The sequence below is a fragment of the Salmonella sp. 741265073_HBA genome, from assembly GCF_046569105.1.
Taxonomy (GTDB): domain Bacteria; phylum Pseudomonadota; class Gammaproteobacteria; order Enterobacterales; family Enterobacteriaceae; genus Salmonella; species Salmonella enterica.
In genome coordinates this window covers 13,819-33,858 of record NZ_JBKFRY010000009.1, presented here as the reverse complement: position 1 = coordinate 33,858, position 20,040 = coordinate 13,819, and the positions used below count along the sequence as shown (strand labels likewise).

Below are 20,040 nucleotides of genomic sequence, written 5' to 3'. Positions count from 1 at the left end.
AACGTAAAGCAGAGAAGATCCATTTACAATGCAAGGGTATTTTTATAAGATGCATTTGATATACATCATTAGATTTTCACATAAAGGAAGCACGTATGCTTGACGCACAAACCATCGCTACAGTAAAGGCCACCATTCCCCTGCTGGTTGAAACAGGACCGAAACTGACCGCCCACTTCTACGACCGTATGTTTACGCATAATCCGGAGCTCAAAGAAATCTTCAATATGAGCAACCAGCGTAACGGCGATCAGCGCGAAGCCCTGTTTAATGCTATCGCGGCCTACGCCAGCAATATCGAAAATTTACCGGCGTTGCTGCCGGCGGTAGAAAAAATCGCGCAGAAGCACACCAGCTTCCAGATTAAGCCGGAGCAGTACAACATCGTCGGGACGCATCTGCTGGCGACGCTGGACGAAATGTTCAACCCGGGCCAGGAGGTGCTGGACGCGTGGGGAAAAGCCTATGGCGTACTGGCTAACGTCTTTATTCATCGGGAAGCCGAGATTTATCACGAGAACGCCAGCAAAGACGGCGGCTGGGAAGGCACGCGCCCCTTCCGCATCGTTGCAAAAACCCCGCGTAGCGCACTGATCACCAGCTTTGAGTTTGAACCGGTCGACGGCGGTACGGTGGCGGAATACCGTCCCGGGCAGTATCTGGGTGTCTGGCTGAAGCCGGAAGGTTTTGCGCATCAGGAGATCCGCCAATATTCACTGACCCGTAAACCCGATGGCAAAGGGTACCGTATTGCCGTGAAGCGTGAGGACGGCGGCCAGGTATCAAACTGGTTACACCATCACGCCAGCGTGGGCGATGTGGTGCATCTGGCTGCGCCGGCAGGTGACTTCTTTATGAATGTCGCCGCTGATACCCCCGTTTCGCTGATTTCCGCTGGCGTCGGCCAGACGCCGATGTTGGCGATGCTCGATACGCTGGCGAAAGAACAGCATACCGCGCAGGTGAACTGGTTCCATGCGGCGGAGAACGGCGACGTTCATGCGTTTGCCGACGAAGTAAGCGAGCTGGGCCGTACACTGCCACGTTTCACTGCCCATACCTGGTACCGCGAACCGACTGAGGCCGATCGCGCCCAACGCGTCTTTGACAGCGAAGGGCTGATGGATTTAAGCAAACTGGAAGCCGCGATCAGCGATCCGGCAATGCAGTTCTATCTTTGCGGCCCGGTAGGCTTTATGCAGTTTGCCGCAAAACAACTGGTTTCACTTGGCGTGAATAACGAAAACATTCATTACGAATGTTTCGGCCCGCATAAAGTGCTGTAATTGCAAGAAATCCTCTGAAAAAACGGGTGTTATCGTTAAGGCGAACGCCCGTTTTCCTCCCCGTTCCCCTGCTTATTACACTACTTTTTATGCCTTTCTTTTACAAAAAAGGGGAATAAAAAAAGTCTGTGCAAATCGTGTTATTATTAACGTTTGACTTAGCTCGTTAGGGCATCTTTTTATGCAGCAACCTGTTGTACGCATTGGAGAGTGGCTGGTTACACCTTCTGTTAATCAGATCAGTCGTCAGGGACGCCAGATTACTCTTGAACCACGGCTGATCGATCTTCTGATGTATTTTGCGCATCATCCGGATGAAGTGTTAAGCCGGGATAACATTATTGATCATGTCTGGATGCGCACCATCGTGACCAACCATGTTGTCACCCAAAGCATTTCTGAACTACGCAAATCATTAAGAGATGGCGGAGACAGCAATGCTGAATACATCGTTACCGTACCTAAACGCGGCTATAAGCTGACGGCGCCGGTTATCTGGTGCGAAGAAAATAGCGATGAGATCGATAATTCATCAACGTCGCCGCCGCCGCCGATCGCAGCAACGAATGCAGAACCGACGGAGGGGGTTACTGCCGCTACGCCTGTGCCGCCCGCCTCTTTGCAAACGCCGACTAAAAAGGCGAAAAAGCCGCGTATCGCTGCTTTCTGGACGTGGGTGATGTTCCTGCTCTCGCTGGCGACGCTGGTGGTGTTTATCGTGATGTCGGTGGTAGATCATAATGCCGCGGTAACAAAAACGCGGTTATTACTTAACCCACGAGATATAGATGTTCGTTTTGAAGGCGGCAATTCCTGTAATAACTGGGTCTCGCAGGAGTCCTACGCCATCGGTCTGGGCGGCTTAATCACCGACTTGCTGAACACCTACTCGACCTTTATGGTGCACGATAAAACCAATTACCGGGTCAATGAGCCAAGCAGCTCCGGTAAGACGTTAACCATTCAGTTTGTCAATCAGCGCCACTATCGGGCGCAGCAGTGCTTTATGTCTGTGGTGCTCATTGATAACGCCGATGGTTCAACCATGCTGGATAAGCGTTATTTCGTCACCAATACTAACCAGTTGTCCATCCAGGATGATCTGTTTAATAGCCTGTCTTTCGTTTTAACACAGCCCTGGCCTAATCGTATGCGAGAACAACTGGCCCTGTTCAGAACGCCGCAAAATACCGCGCTGATGCGTTTTTATGAGGCGCGCCAGCTTATTCTGAGCGGCGATGCGCAGGCGCTAAGTAAAGCCAGCGATATTCTGAATGGCATTATTAAGGAAACGCCTGATTTCAACTATGCCTATGAATATAAAGTGCTGGTAGATGTATTACGGCAATCACAACAGCCGTTTGATAAAGAACAAGTGGCCGCACTGAACGAAGAGTTTAAAAAAATAGATCAAATTCCGGGCGTTGAGAAAACGTCTGTTTATTATAAAATCAAGACCGTTGATCTGTTAGGCAAAGGTGATATCGATGCAGCGTATGAGGAAATCAATAAAAGCATCGAGCTTGAAATGTCGTGGTTTAACTATGTCCTGTTGGGGAAAGTTTACGAAATGAAAGGTGAGAATCGTCTGGCCGCTGATGCCTATCTGACCGCCTTTAATTTACGTCCAGGTGAAAACACGCTGTACTGGATTGAAAATGGCGTATTTCAGACATCCGTTCAGAAAATTGTCCCTTATCTGAATAGTTTTCTGGCAGAAGATTAAATTTAACGCTGAACCATGACAAATAAAAGCGAAAAGATATTAAATTTTTCGCTTTTATTTTGTGAAAAACATGTTGCCAAAAATAACTTATGTTAATTTTGGCAACATATTCACTGCAAAGAAATGTAAATATAACTCTTTGTAATTAAACGATGTTTATCCTTTCATGATATTTTTCATGATATTTATATGTTAATTCAAAAAAAATCAATCTATCAGTTTTTTCATGTTTGTGTTTATTTCACTTTTTCTTTAGGACTTATCTCAACCCATTCGTTAATCTTGTCGACAGTTGAACGGGCACGCAGCATATATGAAGCATAAGCCCGGTTCTTAAAAATACAGCTCAGGAGAAATGAACATGAGTTCTGTCAAAAAGATCGGGCTATTTGCCTGTACTGGCGTCGTTGCCGGTAATATGATGGGGAGCGGGATTGCATTATTACCCGCCAACCTTGCCAGTATTGGTGGCATTGCCATCTGGGGCTGGGTAATTTCTATTATTGGGGCAATGTCGCTGGCTTATGTTTATGCGAGGCTGGCAACCAAAAACCCTCAACAGGGTGGCCCTATCGCTTATGCTGGGGAAATATCTCCGGCGTTTGGTTTCCAGACCGGCGTTCTTTATTATCACGCAAACTGGATTGGTAACTTAGCCATCGGCATTACCGCTGTTTCTTATCTTTCTACATTCTTCCCGGCATTAAATAATCCAATACCGGCAGGTATTGCCTGTATTGCTATCGTCTGGCTGTTCACCTTTATTAATATGCTGGGCGGGGCCTGGGTCAGCCGCTTAACAACGATTGGCCTATTCCTGGTGCTGATCCCGGTAGTCTTGACCGCAGTCGCCGGCTGGCATTGGTTCGATATCGCGACCTATCACGCGAACTGGAACACGTCCACGACGACCGACTCTCACGCCATTGTTAAAAGTATTCTGCTCTGCCTGTGGGCGTTCGTTGGCGTTGAGTCTGCCGCCGTCAGCACCGGCATGGTGAAAAACCCGAAACGCACCGTACCGCTGGCAACCATGCTGGGTACCGCGCTGGCAGGCATCATCTATATCGCCGCGACTCAGGTTATCGCCGGGATGTTCCCAGCTTCCGTTATGGCCTCTTCCGGCGCGCCGTTCGCTATCAGTACCTCCACGATTCTGGGTGGCTGGGCTGCGCCGCTGGTTTCCGCCTTTACCGCTTTCGCCTGCCTGACGTCTCTGGGCTCCTGGATGATGCTGGTCGGCCAGGCTGGGGTTCGCGCCGCCAACGACGGCAACTTCCCGAAAATTTACGGTGAAATGGATAAAAACGGTATTCCGAAAAAAGGTCTGCTGTTGGCTGCGGTGAAAATGACGGCGCTGATGATTCTGATCACCATCATGAACTCCAGCGGCGGTAAAGCGTCCGACCTGTTCGGCGAACTGACCGGGATTGCCGTACTGCTTACCATGCTGCCGTACTTCTACTCCTGTGTTGACCTGATTCGCTTCGAAGGGTTCAACATCCGTAACTCGGTAAGCCTGATTTGTTCTGTACTGGGCTGCGCATTTTGCTTCATCGCACTGATGGGCGCCAGCTCCTTCGAACTCTCCGGCACCTTTATCGTCAGTCTGATCATCCTGATGTTCTACGGCCGCAAAATGCACCAGCGCCAGAACAACGACAGCGACAACAATACGGCTGAAGCGCTTTAACCGCTAACTCCTTTTTCTCAAAGCCCCTTTCGTCACCTGCTATAGCGTAGCGGGAGGGGCCCACTTTACCAGGAACAAGACTATGAACGTTATTGCTATCATGAACCACATGGGCGTCTACTTTAAAGAAGAGCCTATTCGTGAACTGCATCGTGCACTGGAAGGTTTAAATTTCCGTATCGTCTATCCAAACGACCGAGAAGACCTGCTGAAGCTGATTGAAAATAACTCCCGCCTTTGCGGCGTCATTTTCGACTGGGATAAATATAACCTTGAGCTTTGCGAAGAGATTAGCAAGCTGAACGAGTATATGCCGCTGTACGCCTTCGCCAACAGCTACTCTACGCTGGACGTCAGCCTCAACGATCTGAGAATGCAGGTTCGCTTCTTTGAATATGCTTTAGGCGCCGCAGCCGATATCGCGGCGAAAATTCGCCAGAATACCGATGAATACATCGACAATATTCTGCCGCCGCTGACAAAAGCGTTGTTCAAATATGTGCGTGAAGGGAAATATACTTTCTGTACGCCTGGCCACATGGGCGGGACCGCTTTCCAGAAAAGCCCCGTCGGCAGCATCTTTTATGATTTCTTCGGCCCGAACACGATGAAATCCGATATTTCGATTTCCGTTTCCGAACTGGGTTCGCTGCTGGACCACTCCGGCCCGCATAAAGAAGCAGAAGAGTATATCGCCCGCGTCTTTAACGCCGAACGTAGCTACATGGTGACGAACGGCACCTCTACGGCGAACAAAATCGTCGGTATGTACTCCGCGCCGGCAGGCAGCACGGTACTGATTGACCGTAACTGCCATAAATCGCTGACCCATCTGATGATGATGAGCGACATTACGCCGATTTATTTCCGCCCAACCCGTAACGCCTACGGTATTCTTGGCGGTATTCCGCAAAGCGAGTTCCAGCACGCCACTATCGCTAAACGGGTAAAAGAGACGCCTAACGCAACCTGGCCGGTCCATGCTGTTATTACTAACTCAACCTATGACGGTTTGTTGTATAACACTGACTACATCAAGAAAACTCTGGATGTGAAGTCCATTCATTTTGACTCCGCCTGGGTGCCTTATACCAATTTCTCCCCTATTTATCAGGGTAAATGCGGTATGAGCGGCGACCGTGTAGAAGGCAAAATCATTTATGAAACCCAGTCCACGCATAAACTGCTGGCGGCGTTTTCACAGGCATCCATGATTCATGTTAAAGGCGACATTAACGAAGAAACCTTTAACGAAGCCTACATGATGCATACCACCACTTCTCCGCACTACGGTATCGTAGCGTCTACTGAAACCGCAGCGGCGATGATGAAAGGTAATGCGGGTAAACGCCTGATTAACGGCTCTATTGAACGTGCGATTAAATTCCGTAAAGAAATTAAACGCCTGAAAAGCGAATCTGACGGCTGGTTCTTTGACGTATGGCAGCCGGAACATATCGATGGAGCTGAGTGCTGGCCGCTGCGTTCAGATAGCGCATGGCATGGCTTCAAAAATATCGATAACGAACACATGTACCTCGACCCGATCAAAGTCACTATCCTGACGCCGGGGATGAAGAAAGACGGTACGATGGATGAGTTCGGTATTCCGGCAAGTCTGGTCGCCAAATATCTCGATGAACGCGGCATCATCGTAGAAAAAACCGGTCCATACAACCTGCTGTTCCTGTTCAGCATTGGTATAGACAAAACCAAAGCTCTGAGCCTGCTGCGCGCGCTCACTGAATTTAAACGCGCCTTTGACCTGAACCTGCGCGTCAAAAACATTCTGCCGGCACTGTACCGCGAAGCGCCTGAGTTTTATGAAAATATGCGCATCCAGGAACTGGCACAGAATATTCATAAACTGGTCGAACACCATAATCTGCCGGACTTAATGTACCGTGCGTTTGAAGTGCTGCCGAAAATGGTGATGACGCCGTATACTGCGTTCCAGAAAGAGCTGCATGGCGAAACGGAAGAGGTGTATCTTGAAGAGATGGTTGGACGCGTCAACGCCAACATGATCCTTCCTTACCCTCCGGGAGTGCCGCTGGTGATGCCTGGTGAAATGATCACCGAGGAAAGCCGTCCGGTACTGGAATTCCTGCAAATGCTGTGCGAAATCGGCGCCCACTATCCGGGCTTCGAAACCGATATCCACGGCGCCTATCGTCAGGCAGACGGACGTTACACCGTTAAGGTGCTGAAAGAAAATACGAAATAAGTACCAAAGGGAAGTGGCTTGCCACTTCCCTTTTTTCACGCAGCAAGGAGACTTTATGAAAACACCCTCACAACCGCGCGCGATTTTTTACATCGTGGCGATTCAAATTTGGGAATACTTCAGCTTTTACGGCATGCGTGCCTTACTCATCCTTTATCTTACCCACCAGCTTGGTTTTAATGACAGCCACGCGATCAACCTCTTCAGCGCCTACGCCTCTTTAGTTTACGTTACCCCTATTCTTGGCGGCTGGCTTGCCGACCGCCTGCTTGGCAACCGCGTGGCGGTTATCACCGGCGCCTTATTGATGACGCTGGGTCATGTGGTATTGGGCTTAGAATCTGATTCAACGCTGAGTTTATATGCGGCGCTGGCCATTATTATCTGCGGCTACGGCTTGTTTAAATCCAATATTAGCTGTCTGCTGGGCGAACTTTACGCCCCTGATGACAACCGCCGCGACGGGGGATTCTCGCTGCTCTACGCCGCCGGGAATATTGGATCGATAGCCGCGCCGATCGCCTGTGGTCTGGCGGCGCAGTGGTATGGCTGGCATGTCGGCTTTGCGCTGGCGGGCGTGGGAATGTTCATCGGCCTGCTCATCTTTTTAAGCGGTCATCGCCACTTTCAGCAGACGCGCGGTGTTAATCGCCCCGCGCTGCGGGCGGTTAAATTTGCCCTTCCAACCTGGGGTTGGCTGGTATTAATGCTGTGTATCGCGCCGGTATTCTTCACCCTCCTGCTGGAAAATAACTGGTCTGGCTATGTGCTGGCCATTGTCTGCGTCTTCGCAGCGCAACTTATCGCCCGTATTATGGTTAAATTTCCCGAACACCGTCGCGCCTTGTGGCAAATCGTTCTGTTAATGATCACCGGCACTCTTTTCTGGGTTCTGGCGCAGCAGGGCGGAAGTTCGATCAGTTTATTCATCGACCGTTTTGTCAACCGCCACTGGCTGAATATGACCGTCCCCACCGCATTGTTCCAGTCGGTCAATGCGATTGCGGTGATGGCGGCGGGCGTGGTGCTGGCGTGGCTGAGCAGCCCGAAAGAGAGCGCCCGCTCGGTGCTGCGCGTCTGGCTTAAATTTGCCGTGGGGCTGGTATTGATGGGCGGCGGTTTTATGCTGTTGGCGCTAAACGCGCATCAGGCCCGGTTAGACGGGCAGGCATCAATGGGAATGATGATCGCAGGGCTGGCGCTGATGGGCTTTGCAGAGCTGTTTATTGATCCGGTCGCGATGGCGCAAATTACCCGCCTCAACCTGCCTGGCGTCACGGGTGTACTGACCGGTATTTATATGCTGGCGACCGGCGCGGTCGCTAACTGGCTGGCTGGCGTCGTCGCGCAACAAACCACGGAATCGCAAATTAGTGATACGGCGGTAGCCGCCTACGGACACTTTTTCTCGCAAATGGGCGAGTGGACGCTAAGTTGCGTGGCGCTGATCGTCGCCATTGTCGGCCTGAGATGGGTTTGCACCCGGACTACATCGGCGCTACCGCAGGGCGATTAAACGGTGGTTCGCTGCCCACAAGGAGGAGACGGGCAGCGAATCGGCACATCAGATAGCCGCGTCGTCTTCTTCGCCAGTACGGATACGAATAACGCGGGCGACATCAAAGACAAAGATCTTACCGTCGCCGATTTTCCCCGTCTGCGCGGTACGAATGATGGTGTCAACACAGGTATCCACGATGTCGTCAGGCACAACGATTTCAATTTTTACCTTCGGCAGAAAATCCACCATATATTCCGCGCCGCGATACAGCTCGGTGTGGCCTTTTTGACGGCCAAAGCCTTTGACTTCAGTGACCGTCATGCCGGTAATACCTACCTCGGCCAGCGCTTCACGGACATCGTCCAGCTTGAAGGGTTTAATAATCGCATCAATCTTTTTCATGCTATTCCTTGAAAAGGTCGCCTGTGTTTTGATCGGTTAAACGTAACATATTTCGCGCTACTTTACGGCATGAAAACTACTCTTTGAAATCATTCGCATCCAGTTCGTGACGGGAGAGTAGCTTATAGAATTCCGTACGGTTGCGCCCCGCCATCCTTGCCGCGTGCGTCACGTTACCTTTGGTAATTTGCAGTAACTTGCGCAGATAGTTCAGTTCAAATTGGTTTCGCGCTTCGGCAAAAGTTGGCAGCGCGGTGTTTTCGCCTTCCAGCGCCTGCTCGACCAATGCATCGCTGATCACCGGCGAAGAGGTTAACGCCACACATTGTTCAATGACGTTGACCAGTTGGCGCACGTTGCCCGGCCAGCTTGCCGTCATCAGCCGTTTCATTGCATCAGTAGAAAAGGCGCGAACAAACGGTTTATGCCGCTGTGCCGACTGTCTGAGCAGATGATTAGCCAGCAGCGGAATATCCTCGGTACGCTCCGCCAGCGCCGGAATTTTCAGGCTCACGACATTCAGCCGGTAGTACAAATCTTCACGAAATTCGCCCCGCGCCATCGCCTTCGGCAGATCGCGGTGCGTCGCGGAAATAACTCGCACGTCTATATCAATATCGCGATTGCTGCCCAGCGGCCTGACTTTGCGCTCCTGTAACACCCGCAGCAGCTTCACCTGTAACGGCGCGGGCATATCGCCAATTTCATCCAGAAATAGCGTGCCGCCTTCCGCCGCCTGGAACAACCCTTCACGATTGCTCACTGCGCCGGTAAAGGCTCCGCGCGCATGGCCGAATAATTCGGACTCCAGCAACTGTTCCGGCAACGCGCCGCAGTTAATGGCGACAAACGGCTTGTTACTGCGCGGGCTGGCATTATGAATCGCCTGTGCGAAAATCTCTTTCCCGGTGCCGCTTTGTCCGTTAATCAAGACGCTGACATCCGACTGCGCGACCATGCGCGCCTGTTCAAGCAGTCGCAGCATCAGCGGGCTACGGGTAACGATAGCGTTGCGCCAGCTATCGTCCGTCGCGGGAGCGGACTGCTCCAGCGCTTCATCTATCGCTTTATATAACGCGTCTCTGTCGATCGGCTTCGTCAAAAAGCTGAATACGCCTTTCTGGGTAGCGGCCACCGCATCCGGAATGGAACCATGCGCCGTCAGAATGATAACCGGCATTCCCGGCTGTACTTTCTGAATTTCTGTGAACAGTTGCATACCATCCATTTCATCCATGCGCAGGTCGCTTATTACCAGATCCACTTTTTCCCGATGCAGTACCCGCAGTCCTTCCTGACCGCTCTCTGCGGTCACGACACTGTATCCTTCACTGGTAAGGCGCATACCGAGCAATTTCAGTAATCCGGGATCGTCATCGACCAGCAACAGGTGCGCCGGTTTACGGCTTATCATGGCGTTACCTCATCTTGTGACGGCGACGGCGCCGCGCCATCTTCAGACGTCGCGGGTTTGTCATTGGTATGCGGCGTATCGGCGTTGTAATTACCTGCCGGTTTTCGTGTCGAAAGCTGGCGCTCAATATCGGTTAAACTCTCCAGCTTACGGGTGGTAAGATCGAGCTGCGTTTGCAAGGCCTGTTGCTGCTGGCGCAGCGCATCCAGCTCACTATCTGACGTTTGCTGGAGTTTGCTATAACGCTGACGTTCGGCAGAAAGCGCTAATTGCAGCGCCTGACCGTCATGCCAGATTTGGTAGACGGGCCGTACCTGAGCCGGTATTTGCGCGCTTAACGCCTCCAGACGGGTCACTATGGCGCGCCGCTCCGGCGGCGTAATTTTTGCATCCGCCAGTAAGATCCCGCGCCTGAAGGCATTCTGCCAGTTATCATCCGTCAACGCGCGCGCCTCTGCGCGCGACTGAACCGGCATCAGACGATCGGCGCAGTCAATCGTGCGTAGCCAGTACAGCGGATTCGTCTCCACCGCCTGCCCGCGTAGCGACCAGATATCCGCGCACGCCGTCGGGAGATAATCCGCCAGTTGATAATGGGGGAGCGTGTCCTGCGCTGCGCTACCGGGCAGTTGCTGTGAAGCATGGGGAACACATGCGGTCAGCGCCAGACACGATATGCCCACCGGTATTCCCCACCGCAAAAGGCATCGTTTAATAGTTTGGACTAAAACGTGTGACATACGCACCAGGCTTAAATTCATATTAGTGTTTGTCAGATGCAGGCAATGGCAGCGAGATGCGAAAACAGACTTCCTGCGCTTTGTCATCCACCAGTTGGATCTCTCCCTGCATTCGACGAATACAATCTCTGGCGATACTCAGCCCTAACCCACTGCCTTTTACCGCCCCTTTTCGCTGGTGGCTTCCCTGGAAAAAAGGCTCAAAAATCATTTCTCTTTCGGTTTGCGGAATCGGCTCGCCGCTATTAACCACATCGATATAAACCGTGGAGCCCTGAGAACGACTACGGATACAAATGTTACCGGATTCAGCGCCATAGTGCACCGCGTTGGAATAGAGATTATCCAGCACGCTCATCAGCAACATGGGCTCTGCTATGCAGCGTTCGGCCTTCAGGTCGACATCGGTATGCATCATTTTAGCGCGGGCAGGCAAACTGTGGGCGGAAACCACCATATCCACAAGCGGCGCGATATCGACCGCTTCCAGCTCTGTGGCACTGTCTACCAGTTTCCGGTTGTAATCAAGCAATTGCTCAATCAATTTTTGTAAATTACGACTGCTGTCATCCAGAATATCGACCACCTCTTTTTGCTCCAGCGTCAGCGGCCCAACCACCTGATCGGCCAGCAGCTCTGTCCCCTCGCGCATACTGGCCAGCGGGGTTTTCAGCTCATGGGACAGGTGACGTAGAAACTGATGGCGCTGGGATTCCAGCCACGCCAGACGCTCACTCAGCCAGATAATGCGCTGCCCCACCGATCGTAATTCACGCGGACCGGTAAAGGTGACGGTATTCCCCAAAGAACGGCCTTCGCCCAGGCGATTAATCATCCGTTCAATTCCTTTCACCGGCCCGATAATCATGCGGGTAAAAAGTAGCACCATCGCCAGGCTCACCAGAAATAGCACCAGCGCCTGCCAGCCGAAAAATTGTCCGCGCTCGGCGATTTCTTGTTGTAACTGCTGCCCGCGCGAGTAAACCACAGTACGCGTCGCCTGCACCATTTCCGTATTCGCGTTGGCAAAGGCCTCCAGACGCGCGGCCGCTGCCGCTTCCGGGCCGCTATCTTTACACTGCAATTGCGCCAGCGCGTTTAAATCCTGGCGTAACGCCTGATACAACTTATCATCCGGCAAGACGCCGGCATGGGCGTCCAGCATATCGCTATAGCGCTTACGCTGGCTTTGATACACTTTTGCCAGCGTCGGATCGTCAAGCACGCAATACTGTCGGTAGCTTCGCTCCATCTCCAGCGCGATGTTGGTCATCGCCTCGCTGCGCCGGGCGTCAATAAGCGTGCTACGGTTAGTCACCGCAGCCTGATCGCTTAACGCGTTAAGGCTTTGCCACGCCTGCCAGGCCAGAACCAGCAACGGCAGCAGGATCAGCAAAAAGGCCAGCATGACCAATTGTCGTAAAGAACGGGGGAAAACAGACCAGCGCTTCAACGTGTCGCTCACATAAAAGAAGAATAAAAAAGATGCTAACCGAGGGAAGCGCCAGATACAACAAAGCCGGGCTAAACCCGGCTTTGTTATGGAATAAGGCGGTGCCTAACTCGACGTTTCGCCCGGAGGTTGATAAAGCTACGCTATTATCAGAAGTTGGACGGCAGGCACCTTGTTGTGCGTCATTCGAAGTTTATGTAGCGCGTCCCTAAGGGGCTGACATAAGAAGGTGAATGAGCCACTGGTTATCATTATGCAGTAATTGTGCCAACATTCAAAAGACTTTGTTAACACAATGATAGATATGAAAAATATCGTTATTCATGCTAAAAATGGCTCTGTCTGTTTTTTGCCCTTTCTGTCGCCAATCAGCAACACCTGCAACACCTAAAAATAAAACAATTTAAAATCAAATAGTTAAATGTCTCTTTTTGGCGACAACCTGCCTCCACTCATGTCGGGATTTCCCGACACTTTAATCTTGCGGCATAAGCACTAGTTTATTGCCGGATGGCGGCGTAAACGCCTTATCCGGCCTACCGCTTGACGTTCAAGACGGTAGCTACAACCACGCTTCCCCGTGGGCCTGATAAGCGCCGTCTACAAAAAAGCCCCTCGTGAAGAGGGGCTTAATGGCTATCGGGCTAATTAACCAAGCTGCTTACGCGCATTACGGAAGATACGCATCCACGGGCTATCCTCGCCCCAGTTTTCCGGGTGCCAGGAGTTGGCGACGGTGCGGAATACGCGTTCCGGATGCGGCATCATAATCGTCACCCGACCGTTTTCGGTCGTCACCGCCGTGATGCCGTTCGGCGAACCGTTCGGGTTAGCCGGATAGGTTTCGGTCACGTGGCCGAAATTGTCTACATAGCGCAGGGCGACCAGGCCTTTGCTCTCAAGCGCGGCAAGATGCGCATCGTCACGCAGCTCAACGCGCCCTTCCCCATGGGAAACCGCAATCGGCATCTGTGAGCCTACCATTCCTTGCAGCAGCAGCGATGGGCTTTGCGTCACTTCCACCAGGCTGAAGCGGGCTTCGAAGCGGTCAGAATGGTTACGTACAAAACGCGGCCACAGTTCGCTGCCCGGGATCAGCTCGCGCAGATTCGACATCATCTGACAACCGTTGCACACCCCAAGCGCCAGCGTCTGCGGACGATGGAAGAAGGTTTCGAATTCGTCGCGCACCCGATGGTTAAACAGAATGGATTTCGCCCAGCCTTCGCCCGCCCCCAGCACGTCGCCGTAGGAAAAGCCGCCGCAAGCCACCAGAGCGTGGAAGTTACCCAGACCGATACGACCGCCCAGCAGGTCGCTCATATGGACGTCAATCGCGTCAAAGCCCGCACGATGGAACGCCGCCGCCATCTCCACGTGAGAGTTCACCCCCTGCTCGCGCAGGACAGCGACTTTCGGTCGTGCGCCTGTCGCAATGTACGGCGCGGCGATATCTTCATTAATATCAAACGACAGCTTCACGTTGAGGCCCGGATCGGCATCATTCGCTTTCGCCTCGTGTTCCTGGTCGGCACATTGCGGATTGTCGCGCAGACGCTGCATCTGCCAGGTGGTTTCCGCCCACCAGACACGCAGCGTAGTACGGCTTTCGCTGAATACCGTCCGATCATTAGCGGTAATTACAAAGCGATCGCCAGCCAGAGCCTGACCAAGGTAGTGGACGCAGTCAGCAAGGCCGTACTGCGCCAACAGCGCTTCGACCGCGTCTCTGTCTTCAGCGCGTACCTGAATCACGCCGCCCAGCTCCTCGTTGAACAGTGCGGCCAGATGGTCATCGCCCAGCGCGGCGATATCGACCTGCACGCCGCAGTGGCCGGCAAAGGCCATCTCGGCCAGCGTCACCAGCAGACCGCCGTCGGAACGGTCGTGCCAGGCCAGTAATTTACGCGCAGCGACCAGCGCCTGCATGGCGTCATAGAAGCCTTTCAGTTGCGCGACGTCACGCACGTCCGCGGGTTTGTCGCCAAGCTGACGATAGACCTGCGCCAGCGCCGTTGCACCCAGCGCGTTGTGGCCCTTGCCAAGATCGATCAGCAACAAGGCGTTATCTTCCGTTGACAGCTGCGGCGTAAGGGTGTGACGCACGTCTTCCACGCGGGCAAACGCGGAAATCACCAGCGACAGCGGCGAGGTCATTTCGCGCTGTTCGTTGCCTTCCTGCCAGCGGGTTTTCATCGACATCGAATCTTTGCCCACCGGAATCGTCAGGCCAAGCTGCGGACAGAGTTCCTCTCCCACCGCTTTAACCGCGTCATACAAACCGGCATCTTCGCCAGGATGACCGGCTGCCGCCATCCAGTTAGCGGAAAGTTTGATGCGCTTGATATCGCCAATCTGCGTCGCGGCAATGTTAGTCAACGCTTCACCGACGGCCAGACGGGCGGAGGCGGCAAAGTCCAGCAGCGCCACCGGCGCGCGCTCGCCAATCGACATCGCTTCGCCGTAGTAGCTGTCGAGGCTGGCGGTAGTGACCGCGCAGTCAGCCACCGGGACCTGCCACGGGCCAACCATCTGGTCACGCGCCACCATACCGGTGACGGTACGGTCGCCAATAGTGACAAGGAAGGTTTTTTCCGCCACGGTCGGCAGATGCAGAACACGCTTTACCGCGTCGGTAATCGTGATATCCGCGCGGTTCAGCGCATCGCCTTTCGCCTTCAATGTTTGCACATCGCGGGTCATTTTCGGCGTTTTGCCCAGCAGGACATCCAGCGGTAGGTCGATCGGCTGATTGTCGAAATGGTTATCATGCAACGAGAGATGCTGTTCTTCGGTAGCGTCGCCAATGACCGCATACGGCGCGCGTTCGCGCTTACACAGTTCGTCGAACAGCGGCAACTGGTCAGCCGCGACCGCCAGCACATAGCGCTCCTGGGATTCGTTACACCAGATTTCCAGCGGGCTCATGCCCGGCTCGTCGCTAAGAATGTCGCGCAGTTCGAACTTCCCGCCGCGCCCGCCGTCGCTCACCAGCTCCGGCATCGCATTGGAGAGACCGCCCGCGCCCACATCATGGATAAACAGGATTGGGTTGGCGTCGCCCAACTGCCAGCAGCGGTCGATCACCTCCTGGCAGCGGCGTTCCATTTCCGGGTTGTCGCGCTGTACGGAAGCAAAGTCGAGATCAGCGTCAGATTGGCCGGAAGCCATTGACGATGCCGCGCCGCCGCCGAGGCCGATATTCATCGCCGGGCCGCCAAGGACGATCAGCTTCGCGCCGACGACGATCTCGCCTTTCTGCACGTGATCGGCGCGGATATTACCGATCCCGCCCGCCAGCATGATCGGCTTATGGTAGCCGCGCAGCTCTTCGCCGTTGTGGCTGTTCACTTTCTCTTCATAAGTACGGAAGTAACCGGTCAGCGCCGGGCGACCAAATTCGTTGTTAAACGCCGCGCCGCCCAGCGGACCTTCGGTCATGATATCCAGCGCGGTGACAATACGTTCCGGCTTGCCAAAATCCTCTTCCCACGGCTGTTCAAGGCCCGGAATACGCAGGTTGGAAACGGAGAAGCCCACCAGCCCGGCTTTTGGTTTCGCGCCACGCCCGGTGGCGCCTTCATCACGAATTTCGCCGCCGGAACCGGTCGCCGCCCCCGGCCACGGAGAGATGGCGGTTGGGTGGTTATGCGTTTCGACCTTCATCAAAATGTGCGCGGGCTCCTGATGAAAATCGTAACGGCCGGTATTGTGGTCGGCGAAGTAGCGCCCCACCGCAGATCCTTCCATCACCGCGGCATTGTCTTTATAGGCAGAGAGCACATAGTCCGGCGTGGTTTCGAAGGTGTTTTTAATCATTTTAAACAGCGACTTCGGCTGCGGTTTACCGTCGATAATCCAGTCGGCGTTAAAAATCTTGTGGCGGCAGTGCTCGGAGTTCGCCTGGGCGAACATGTACAATTCGATATCGTTCGGGTTGCGCCCCAGTTTGGTAAACGCCTCCTGCAAATAGTCGATTTCATCTTCCGCCAGCGCCAGACCGAGACGCAGGTTGGCGTCAATTAACGCCTGACGGCCTTCTCCCAGCAGATCGACACTGGAAACCGGCGCAGGCTGATGGTGGATAAACAGTTTTTCCGCATCGGTTAAAGAAGAGAACACCGTCTCCATCATACGGTCGTGCAGCTCTGCGGCCACTTGTCGCCACTGTTCCGCCGTCAACGTCGAAGCCTCGATATAGTACGCTACGCCGCGCTCCAGCCGATCAACCTGTTGCAGGCCGCAGTTGTGGGCGATATCCGTTGCTTTTGAAGACCAGGGGGAGATGGTACCAGGACGCGGTGTGACCAACAGGAGTTTACCCGCCGGCGTATGGCTGCTAAGCGCCGGGCCGTATTGCAGCAGACGGGTAAGCTGCGCCTGCTCGCTATCATTTAACGGGGCGTTCAGGTCAGCAAAATGGACATACTCAGCGTATATATTGTGGACCTGGAGGTTGGCAGCCTGAAAGCGCGCCAGCAGTTTATTGATACGGAATGCAGACAGTGCAGGCGAACCACGCAGAATTTCCATCATAAGTCTCTCGTCTTCTAAGCTTCGGTGTGCGCAAGGGGGGAAACGGCCGTCATTATAAAGAATCTGACGCGCCGACGAAACCGTTTGCGTAGAAATAAAATCACCGCTTTTTCTTGTCATACGGTGCGGCTATCGTTGCGAATAAGTTGCCAACTGGCGCATTGTTACGCAAAATGCCGCTCATTAATGACTTATCTATTGCAGCAAAACATCTTTTTCAGCCCGAGGCAACGCACGATCCAGAGAATTAACTAATTGAAAAAATTAAAGATTAATTATCTGTTCATCGGCATATTGACGCTGCTGCTGGCAGCAGCCCTTTGGCCCTCAATCCCCTGGTTCGGTAAAACCGAAAACCATATCGCCGCGATTCAAGCCCGGGGGGTACTGCGCGTCAGTACGATCGACTCGCCATTAACCTATTCCGTTATCAATGGTAAAAAATATGGTCTGGACTATGAACTGGCGCAGCAGTTCGCCAACTATCTCGGCGTGAAGCTGAAAGTGACGGTGCGCCAGAATATCAGCCAGTTGTTTGACGATCTGGATAACGGCAATGCCGACCTGCTCGCGGCTGGGCTGGTCTACGACAGCGCGCGCGTTAAAAACTATCAGCCCGGCCCCATGTATTACTCGGTTTCGCAACAGCTCGTCTACCGGGTCGGACAATATCGCCCACGCTCGCTGGCGACCGTTAACGAGAATCAGCTTACCATTGCACCAGGGCACGTCGTGGTCAATGATTTACAGCGTTTAAAAGAGACAAAGTTTCCCAACCTGAGCTGGAAGGTGGATGATAAAAAAGGCTCGACGACGCTGCTGGAAGAGGTCATCAGCGGCAAACTGGATTACACCATTGCCGATTCAGTGGCGATCAGTCTGTTTCAGCGCGTTCATCCCGAGCTGGCCGTGGCGCTGGATGTCACGGATGAACAGCCCGTGACTTGGTTTAGCCGACTGGACGACGATAATACGCTCTCCGCCGCGCTGCTCGATTTTTTCAATTCGATCAATGAAGACGGTTCTCTGGCGCGGATCGAAGAAAAATATCTGGGACATGGCGATGATTTCGACTACGTTGATACCCGCTCTTTCCTGCGAGCGGTGGATAACGTCCTGCCGGAGCTGGAACCGTTATTTAAAAAATATGCCAAAGAGATAGACTGGCGCCTGCTGGCGGCGATTTCTTATCAGGAATCACACTGGGACCCGCTGGCGACCTCGCCAACCGGCGTGCGCGGCCTGATGATGCTGACTAAAAATACCGCCCAAAGTCTGGGGCTGACCGACCGTACCGATGCGGAGCAAAGCATCAGCGGCGGCGCTCGCTATCTTGAAGATATGATGGCTAAAGTTCCCGAAACCGTTCCGGAAGACGAGCGTATCTGGTTTGCCTTAGCCGCCTACAATATGGGTTATGCGCACATGCTCGATGCCAGATCGCTGACGGTAAAAACCAAAGGCAATCCGGATAGCTGGACCGATGTGAAGCAGCGTTTGCCTCTGTTAAGCCAAAAACCGTATTACAGTAAGCTAACCTACGGTTACGCGCGTGGACATGAGGCTTATGCTTATGTGGAAAATATCCGTAAATACCAGATAAGTTTAGTGGGGTATTTGCAGGAAAAAGAAAAGCAGGAAGCGGAAGCCATGAAACTGGCGCAGGATTACCCGGCGGTGTCGCCGGAGGAGCTGAATAAAGCGCCCTTCCCCCTCCTGTCGTTTTTATCGCAGTCATCAGGCTACCTGACGCATTCGCCGTCTTTACTGTTTACGCCGCAGAAGAAAGAAGAAAAATAGCGCGATGGTCTTATCGGATGGCGACGCGCAACGTCTTATCCGGCATTGCGCTATACTGCCGGCCCCGCGCCTTGCGCACGGTCGGCTTTCTTCAGGGCTTTAATTTCCTGACGACGCATACGGAAAAAATCACTGAGCAGCGTCGCACATTCATCGCGCAGCACCCCTTCAATAATGTCGACCCGGTGATTCATTCCTGGATGGTGCAGCACATCAATTAGCGATCCGGCCGCGCCGGTTTTTGCATCGCGCGCGCCAAAGACAACGCGTCCAATGCGGCTATGCACCATAGCGCCTGCGCACATCACACAGGGTTCCAGCGTGACATACAGCGTGGTATCCAGTAACCGGTAATTCTGTAATACCAGACCGCCCTGACGCAGCGCCATTATTTCAGCATGCGCAGTAGGATCGTGGCGGCCAATGGGTCGATTCCAGCCTTCGCCAATGACGCGATGGTTATGCACCAATACCGCGCCAACCGGAACCTCGCGTTCGTCCCAGGCGCGTTTCGCCAGCGTCAGCGCGTGGCGCATCCAGTATTCGTGATCTAATTCGACATCAGACAAAGAGGTAACTCCGGTAATGAAAGCGGGCGGCATTATACACAGACGCTATGCGTTTCACTATTCGAGCTGCTGCAACTCGCCGTGCGGCGTCACCCGCCAGCGATGCTGGCAAAAATAAAGCAGAGGGTTATCCTGTTTGCTGTCGCTGTAGCCGCTATAAAGACGCAGCGGCGTACCGATTTTACGTTCCAGTTGCGCGACTTTTTCATGGCCCAGACAGCGCACGGTTAATACCCAGCCGCCATACCGTCGCGCCATCTGGCTGGCGATGAGGTTAACGCGCGGCAGCCACGGCGTATCAAAATAGACTTGCTCTACCAATGATTGCGGAGAACCGGTAATAAGCCAGATATCCGCGTCAGAGCTCAATAGATAGGTGGTCAGACGCTCCTGTACAACCGGAAACGCCGTGACGTTAGCGCGAAACCAACGGACAAAATCCGCCTGATGCGCCTGCAAACGCGTTTCGCTATGGCCAAAAGTACAGCCCCACAACAACAGACTCATCGGCCAGCGGGCCGCACGCCCTTTTACCAGTAAACCGATACCGATAATGGGCAACAACGGCAGTACGAGCAGCGCATTTAGCGGCTGACGGCGCAGCAAATAACGCAGAAAACTGCCGAACATATCCTGTTGATGTAACGTTCCATCCAAATCAAAAAAGACGACACGACGCTCGTGGCTGACCAA

The 20,040-nt window shown here is 53.3% G+C and carries 14 protein-coding genes; 7 read left to right on the top strand and 7 right to left on the bottom strand.

The window, feature by feature from the left end; genetic code table 11:
- Positions 1-95: 95 nt before the first annotated feature.
- The 5 genes from hmpA to dtpD all read left to right on the top strand — a co-directional run bounded on the left by hmpA (position 96) and on the right by dtpD (position 8,448).
- A complete protein-coding gene (gene hmpA, locus ACLD3P_RS13475) occupies positions 96-1,286 on the top strand; it encodes an NO-inducible flavohemoprotein (protein ID WP_000883147.1) in 1,191 nt (396 codons plus the stop codon).
- A gap of 181 nt (positions 1,287-1,467) precedes the next feature.
- A complete protein-coding gene (gene cadC, locus ACLD3P_RS13470) occupies positions 1,468-3,012 on the top strand; it encodes a lysine decarboxylation/transport transcriptional activator CadC (protein ID WP_001187151.1) in 1,545 nt (514 codons plus the stop codon).
- A 361-nt stretch (positions 3,013-3,373) separates the two neighbouring features.
- The gene (gene cadB / locus ACLD3P_RS13465) at positions 3,374-4,705 is read left to right on the top strand and encodes a cadaverine/lysine antiporter (protein WP_000100008.1); all 1,332 of its coding nucleotides are present in this window, start codon (positions 3,374-3,376) and stop codon (positions 4,703-4,705) included.
- Between the two features lie 82 nt (positions 4,706-4,787).
- Positions 4,788-6,932, top strand: a complete 2,145-nt coding sequence (gene cadA / locus ACLD3P_RS13460; protein WP_001100652.1) for a lysine decarboxylase CadA — start codon at positions 4,788-4,790, stop codon at positions 6,930-6,932.
- Between the two features lie 55 nt (positions 6,933-6,987).
- On the top strand, positions 6,988-8,448 hold the full coding sequence (gene dtpD / locus ACLD3P_RS13455) for a dipeptide permease DtpD (RefSeq protein WP_000856793.1): 1,461 nt from the start codon (positions 6,988-6,990) through the stop codon (positions 8,446-8,448).
- Between the two features lie 48 nt (positions 8,449-8,496).
- On the opposite strand, the gene glnB is transcribed toward dtpD, so the two are convergent.
- The 5 genes from glnB to purL form a co-directional block, all read right to left on the bottom strand.
- Positions 8,497-8,835 (bottom strand): nitrogen regulatory protein P-II, encoded by a 339-nt coding sequence (gene glnB / locus ACLD3P_RS13450; protein WP_000717694.1) that lies wholly within the window; start codon positions 8,833-8,835, stop codon positions 8,497-8,499.
- Positions 8,836-8,911: 76 nt separating this feature from the next.
- Positions 8,912-10,246, bottom strand: coding sequence for a two-component system response regulator GlrR (glrR, locus tag ACLD3P_RS13445; RefSeq protein ID WP_310495317.1), 1,335 nt, complete (start codon positions 10,244-10,246; stop codon positions 8,912-8,914).
- Positions 10,246-11,010, bottom strand: a complete 765-nt coding sequence (qseG, locus tag ACLD3P_RS13440) for a two-component system QseEF-associated lipoprotein QseG (RefSeq protein WP_076727016.1) — start codon at positions 11,008-11,010, stop codon at positions 10,246-10,248. Before qseG ends, glrR begins: the two co-directional genes overlap by 1 nt.
- Position 11,011: 1 nt before the next feature.
- Entirely contained in the window at positions 11,012-12,442 is a 1,431-nt protein-coding gene (gene qseE / locus ACLD3P_RS13435; protein WP_411006397.1) for a two component system sensor histidine kinase QseE/GlrK, read from the bottom strand.
- Between the two features lie 648 nt (positions 12,443-13,090).
- The gene (gene purL / locus ACLD3P_RS13430; RefSeq protein ID WP_411006398.1) at positions 13,091-16,978 is read right to left on the bottom strand and encodes a phosphoribosylformylglycinamidine synthase; all 3,888 of its coding nucleotides are present in this window, start codon (positions 16,976-16,978) and stop codon (positions 13,091-13,093) included.
- 24 nt (positions 16,979-17,002) lie between these two features.
- Here purL and ACLD3P_RS13425 point away from each other — a divergent pair, with 24 nt between their 5' ends.
- Both ACLD3P_RS13425 and mltF read left to right on the top strand, forming a co-directional pair.
- A complete protein-coding gene (locus tag ACLD3P_RS13425) occupies positions 17,003-17,233 on the top strand; it encodes a hypothetical protein (RefSeq protein WP_001667158.1) in 231 nt (76 codons plus the stop codon).
- Positions 17,234-18,778, top strand: coding sequence for a membrane-bound lytic murein transglycosylase MltF (gene mltF, locus ACLD3P_RS13420; RefSeq protein ID WP_411006399.1), 1,545 nt, complete (start codon positions 17,234-17,236; stop codon positions 18,776-18,778).
- A gap of 50 nt (positions 18,779-18,828) precedes the next feature.
- On the opposite strand, the gene tadA is transcribed toward mltF, so the two are convergent.
- Positions 18,829-19,380 carry a tRNA adenosine(34) deaminase TadA gene (tadA, locus tag ACLD3P_RS13415; RefSeq protein WP_076934889.1) on the bottom strand — a complete coding sequence of 184 codons (552 nt, stop codon included), beginning with the start codon at positions 19,378-19,380 and terminating at the stop codon, positions 18,829-18,831.
- A 24-nt stretch (positions 19,381-19,404) separates the two neighbouring features.
- Positions 19,405-20,040: a phosphatidylglycerophosphatase C gene (gene yfhb, locus ACLD3P_RS13410; RefSeq protein ID WP_000253558.1), complete on the bottom strand. Its 636-nt coding sequence runs from the start codon at positions 20,038-20,040 to the stop codon at positions 19,405-19,407.

Bases quoted from the DNA above. Each gene is read 5' to 3' on its own strand.
- purL (WP_411006398.1), bottom strand. From the start codon at position 16,978: ATGATGGAAATTCTGCGTGGTTCGCCTGCACTGTCTGCATTCCGTATC.
- glnB (WP_000717694.1), bottom strand. From the start codon at position 8,835: ATGAAAAAGATTGATGCGATTATTAAACCCTTCAAGCTGGACGATGTC.
- cadC (WP_001187151.1), top strand. From the start codon at position 1,468: ATGCAGCAACCTGTTGTACGCATTGGAGAGTGGCTGGTTACACCTTCT.
- dtpD (WP_000856793.1), top strand. From the start codon at position 6,988: ATGAAAACACCCTCACAACCGCGCGCGATTTTTTACATCGTGGCGATT.
- cadB (WP_000100008.1), top strand. From the start codon at position 3,374: ATGAGTTCTGTCAAAAAGATCGGGCTATTTGCCTGTACTGGCGTCGTT.
- hmpA (WP_000883147.1), top strand. From the start codon at position 96: ATGCTTGACGCACAAACCATCGCTACAGTAAAGGCCACCATTCCCCTG.
- tadA (WP_076934889.1), bottom strand. From the start codon at position 19,380: ATGCCGCCCGCTTTCATTACCGGAGTTACCTCTTTGTCTGATGTCGAA.
- cadA (WP_001100652.1), top strand. From the start codon at position 4,788: ATGAACGTTATTGCTATCATGAACCACATGGGCGTCTACTTTAAAGAA.
- qseG (WP_076727016.1), bottom strand. From the start codon at position 11,010: ATGAATTTAAGCCTGGTGCGTATGTCACACGTTTTAGTCCAAACTATT.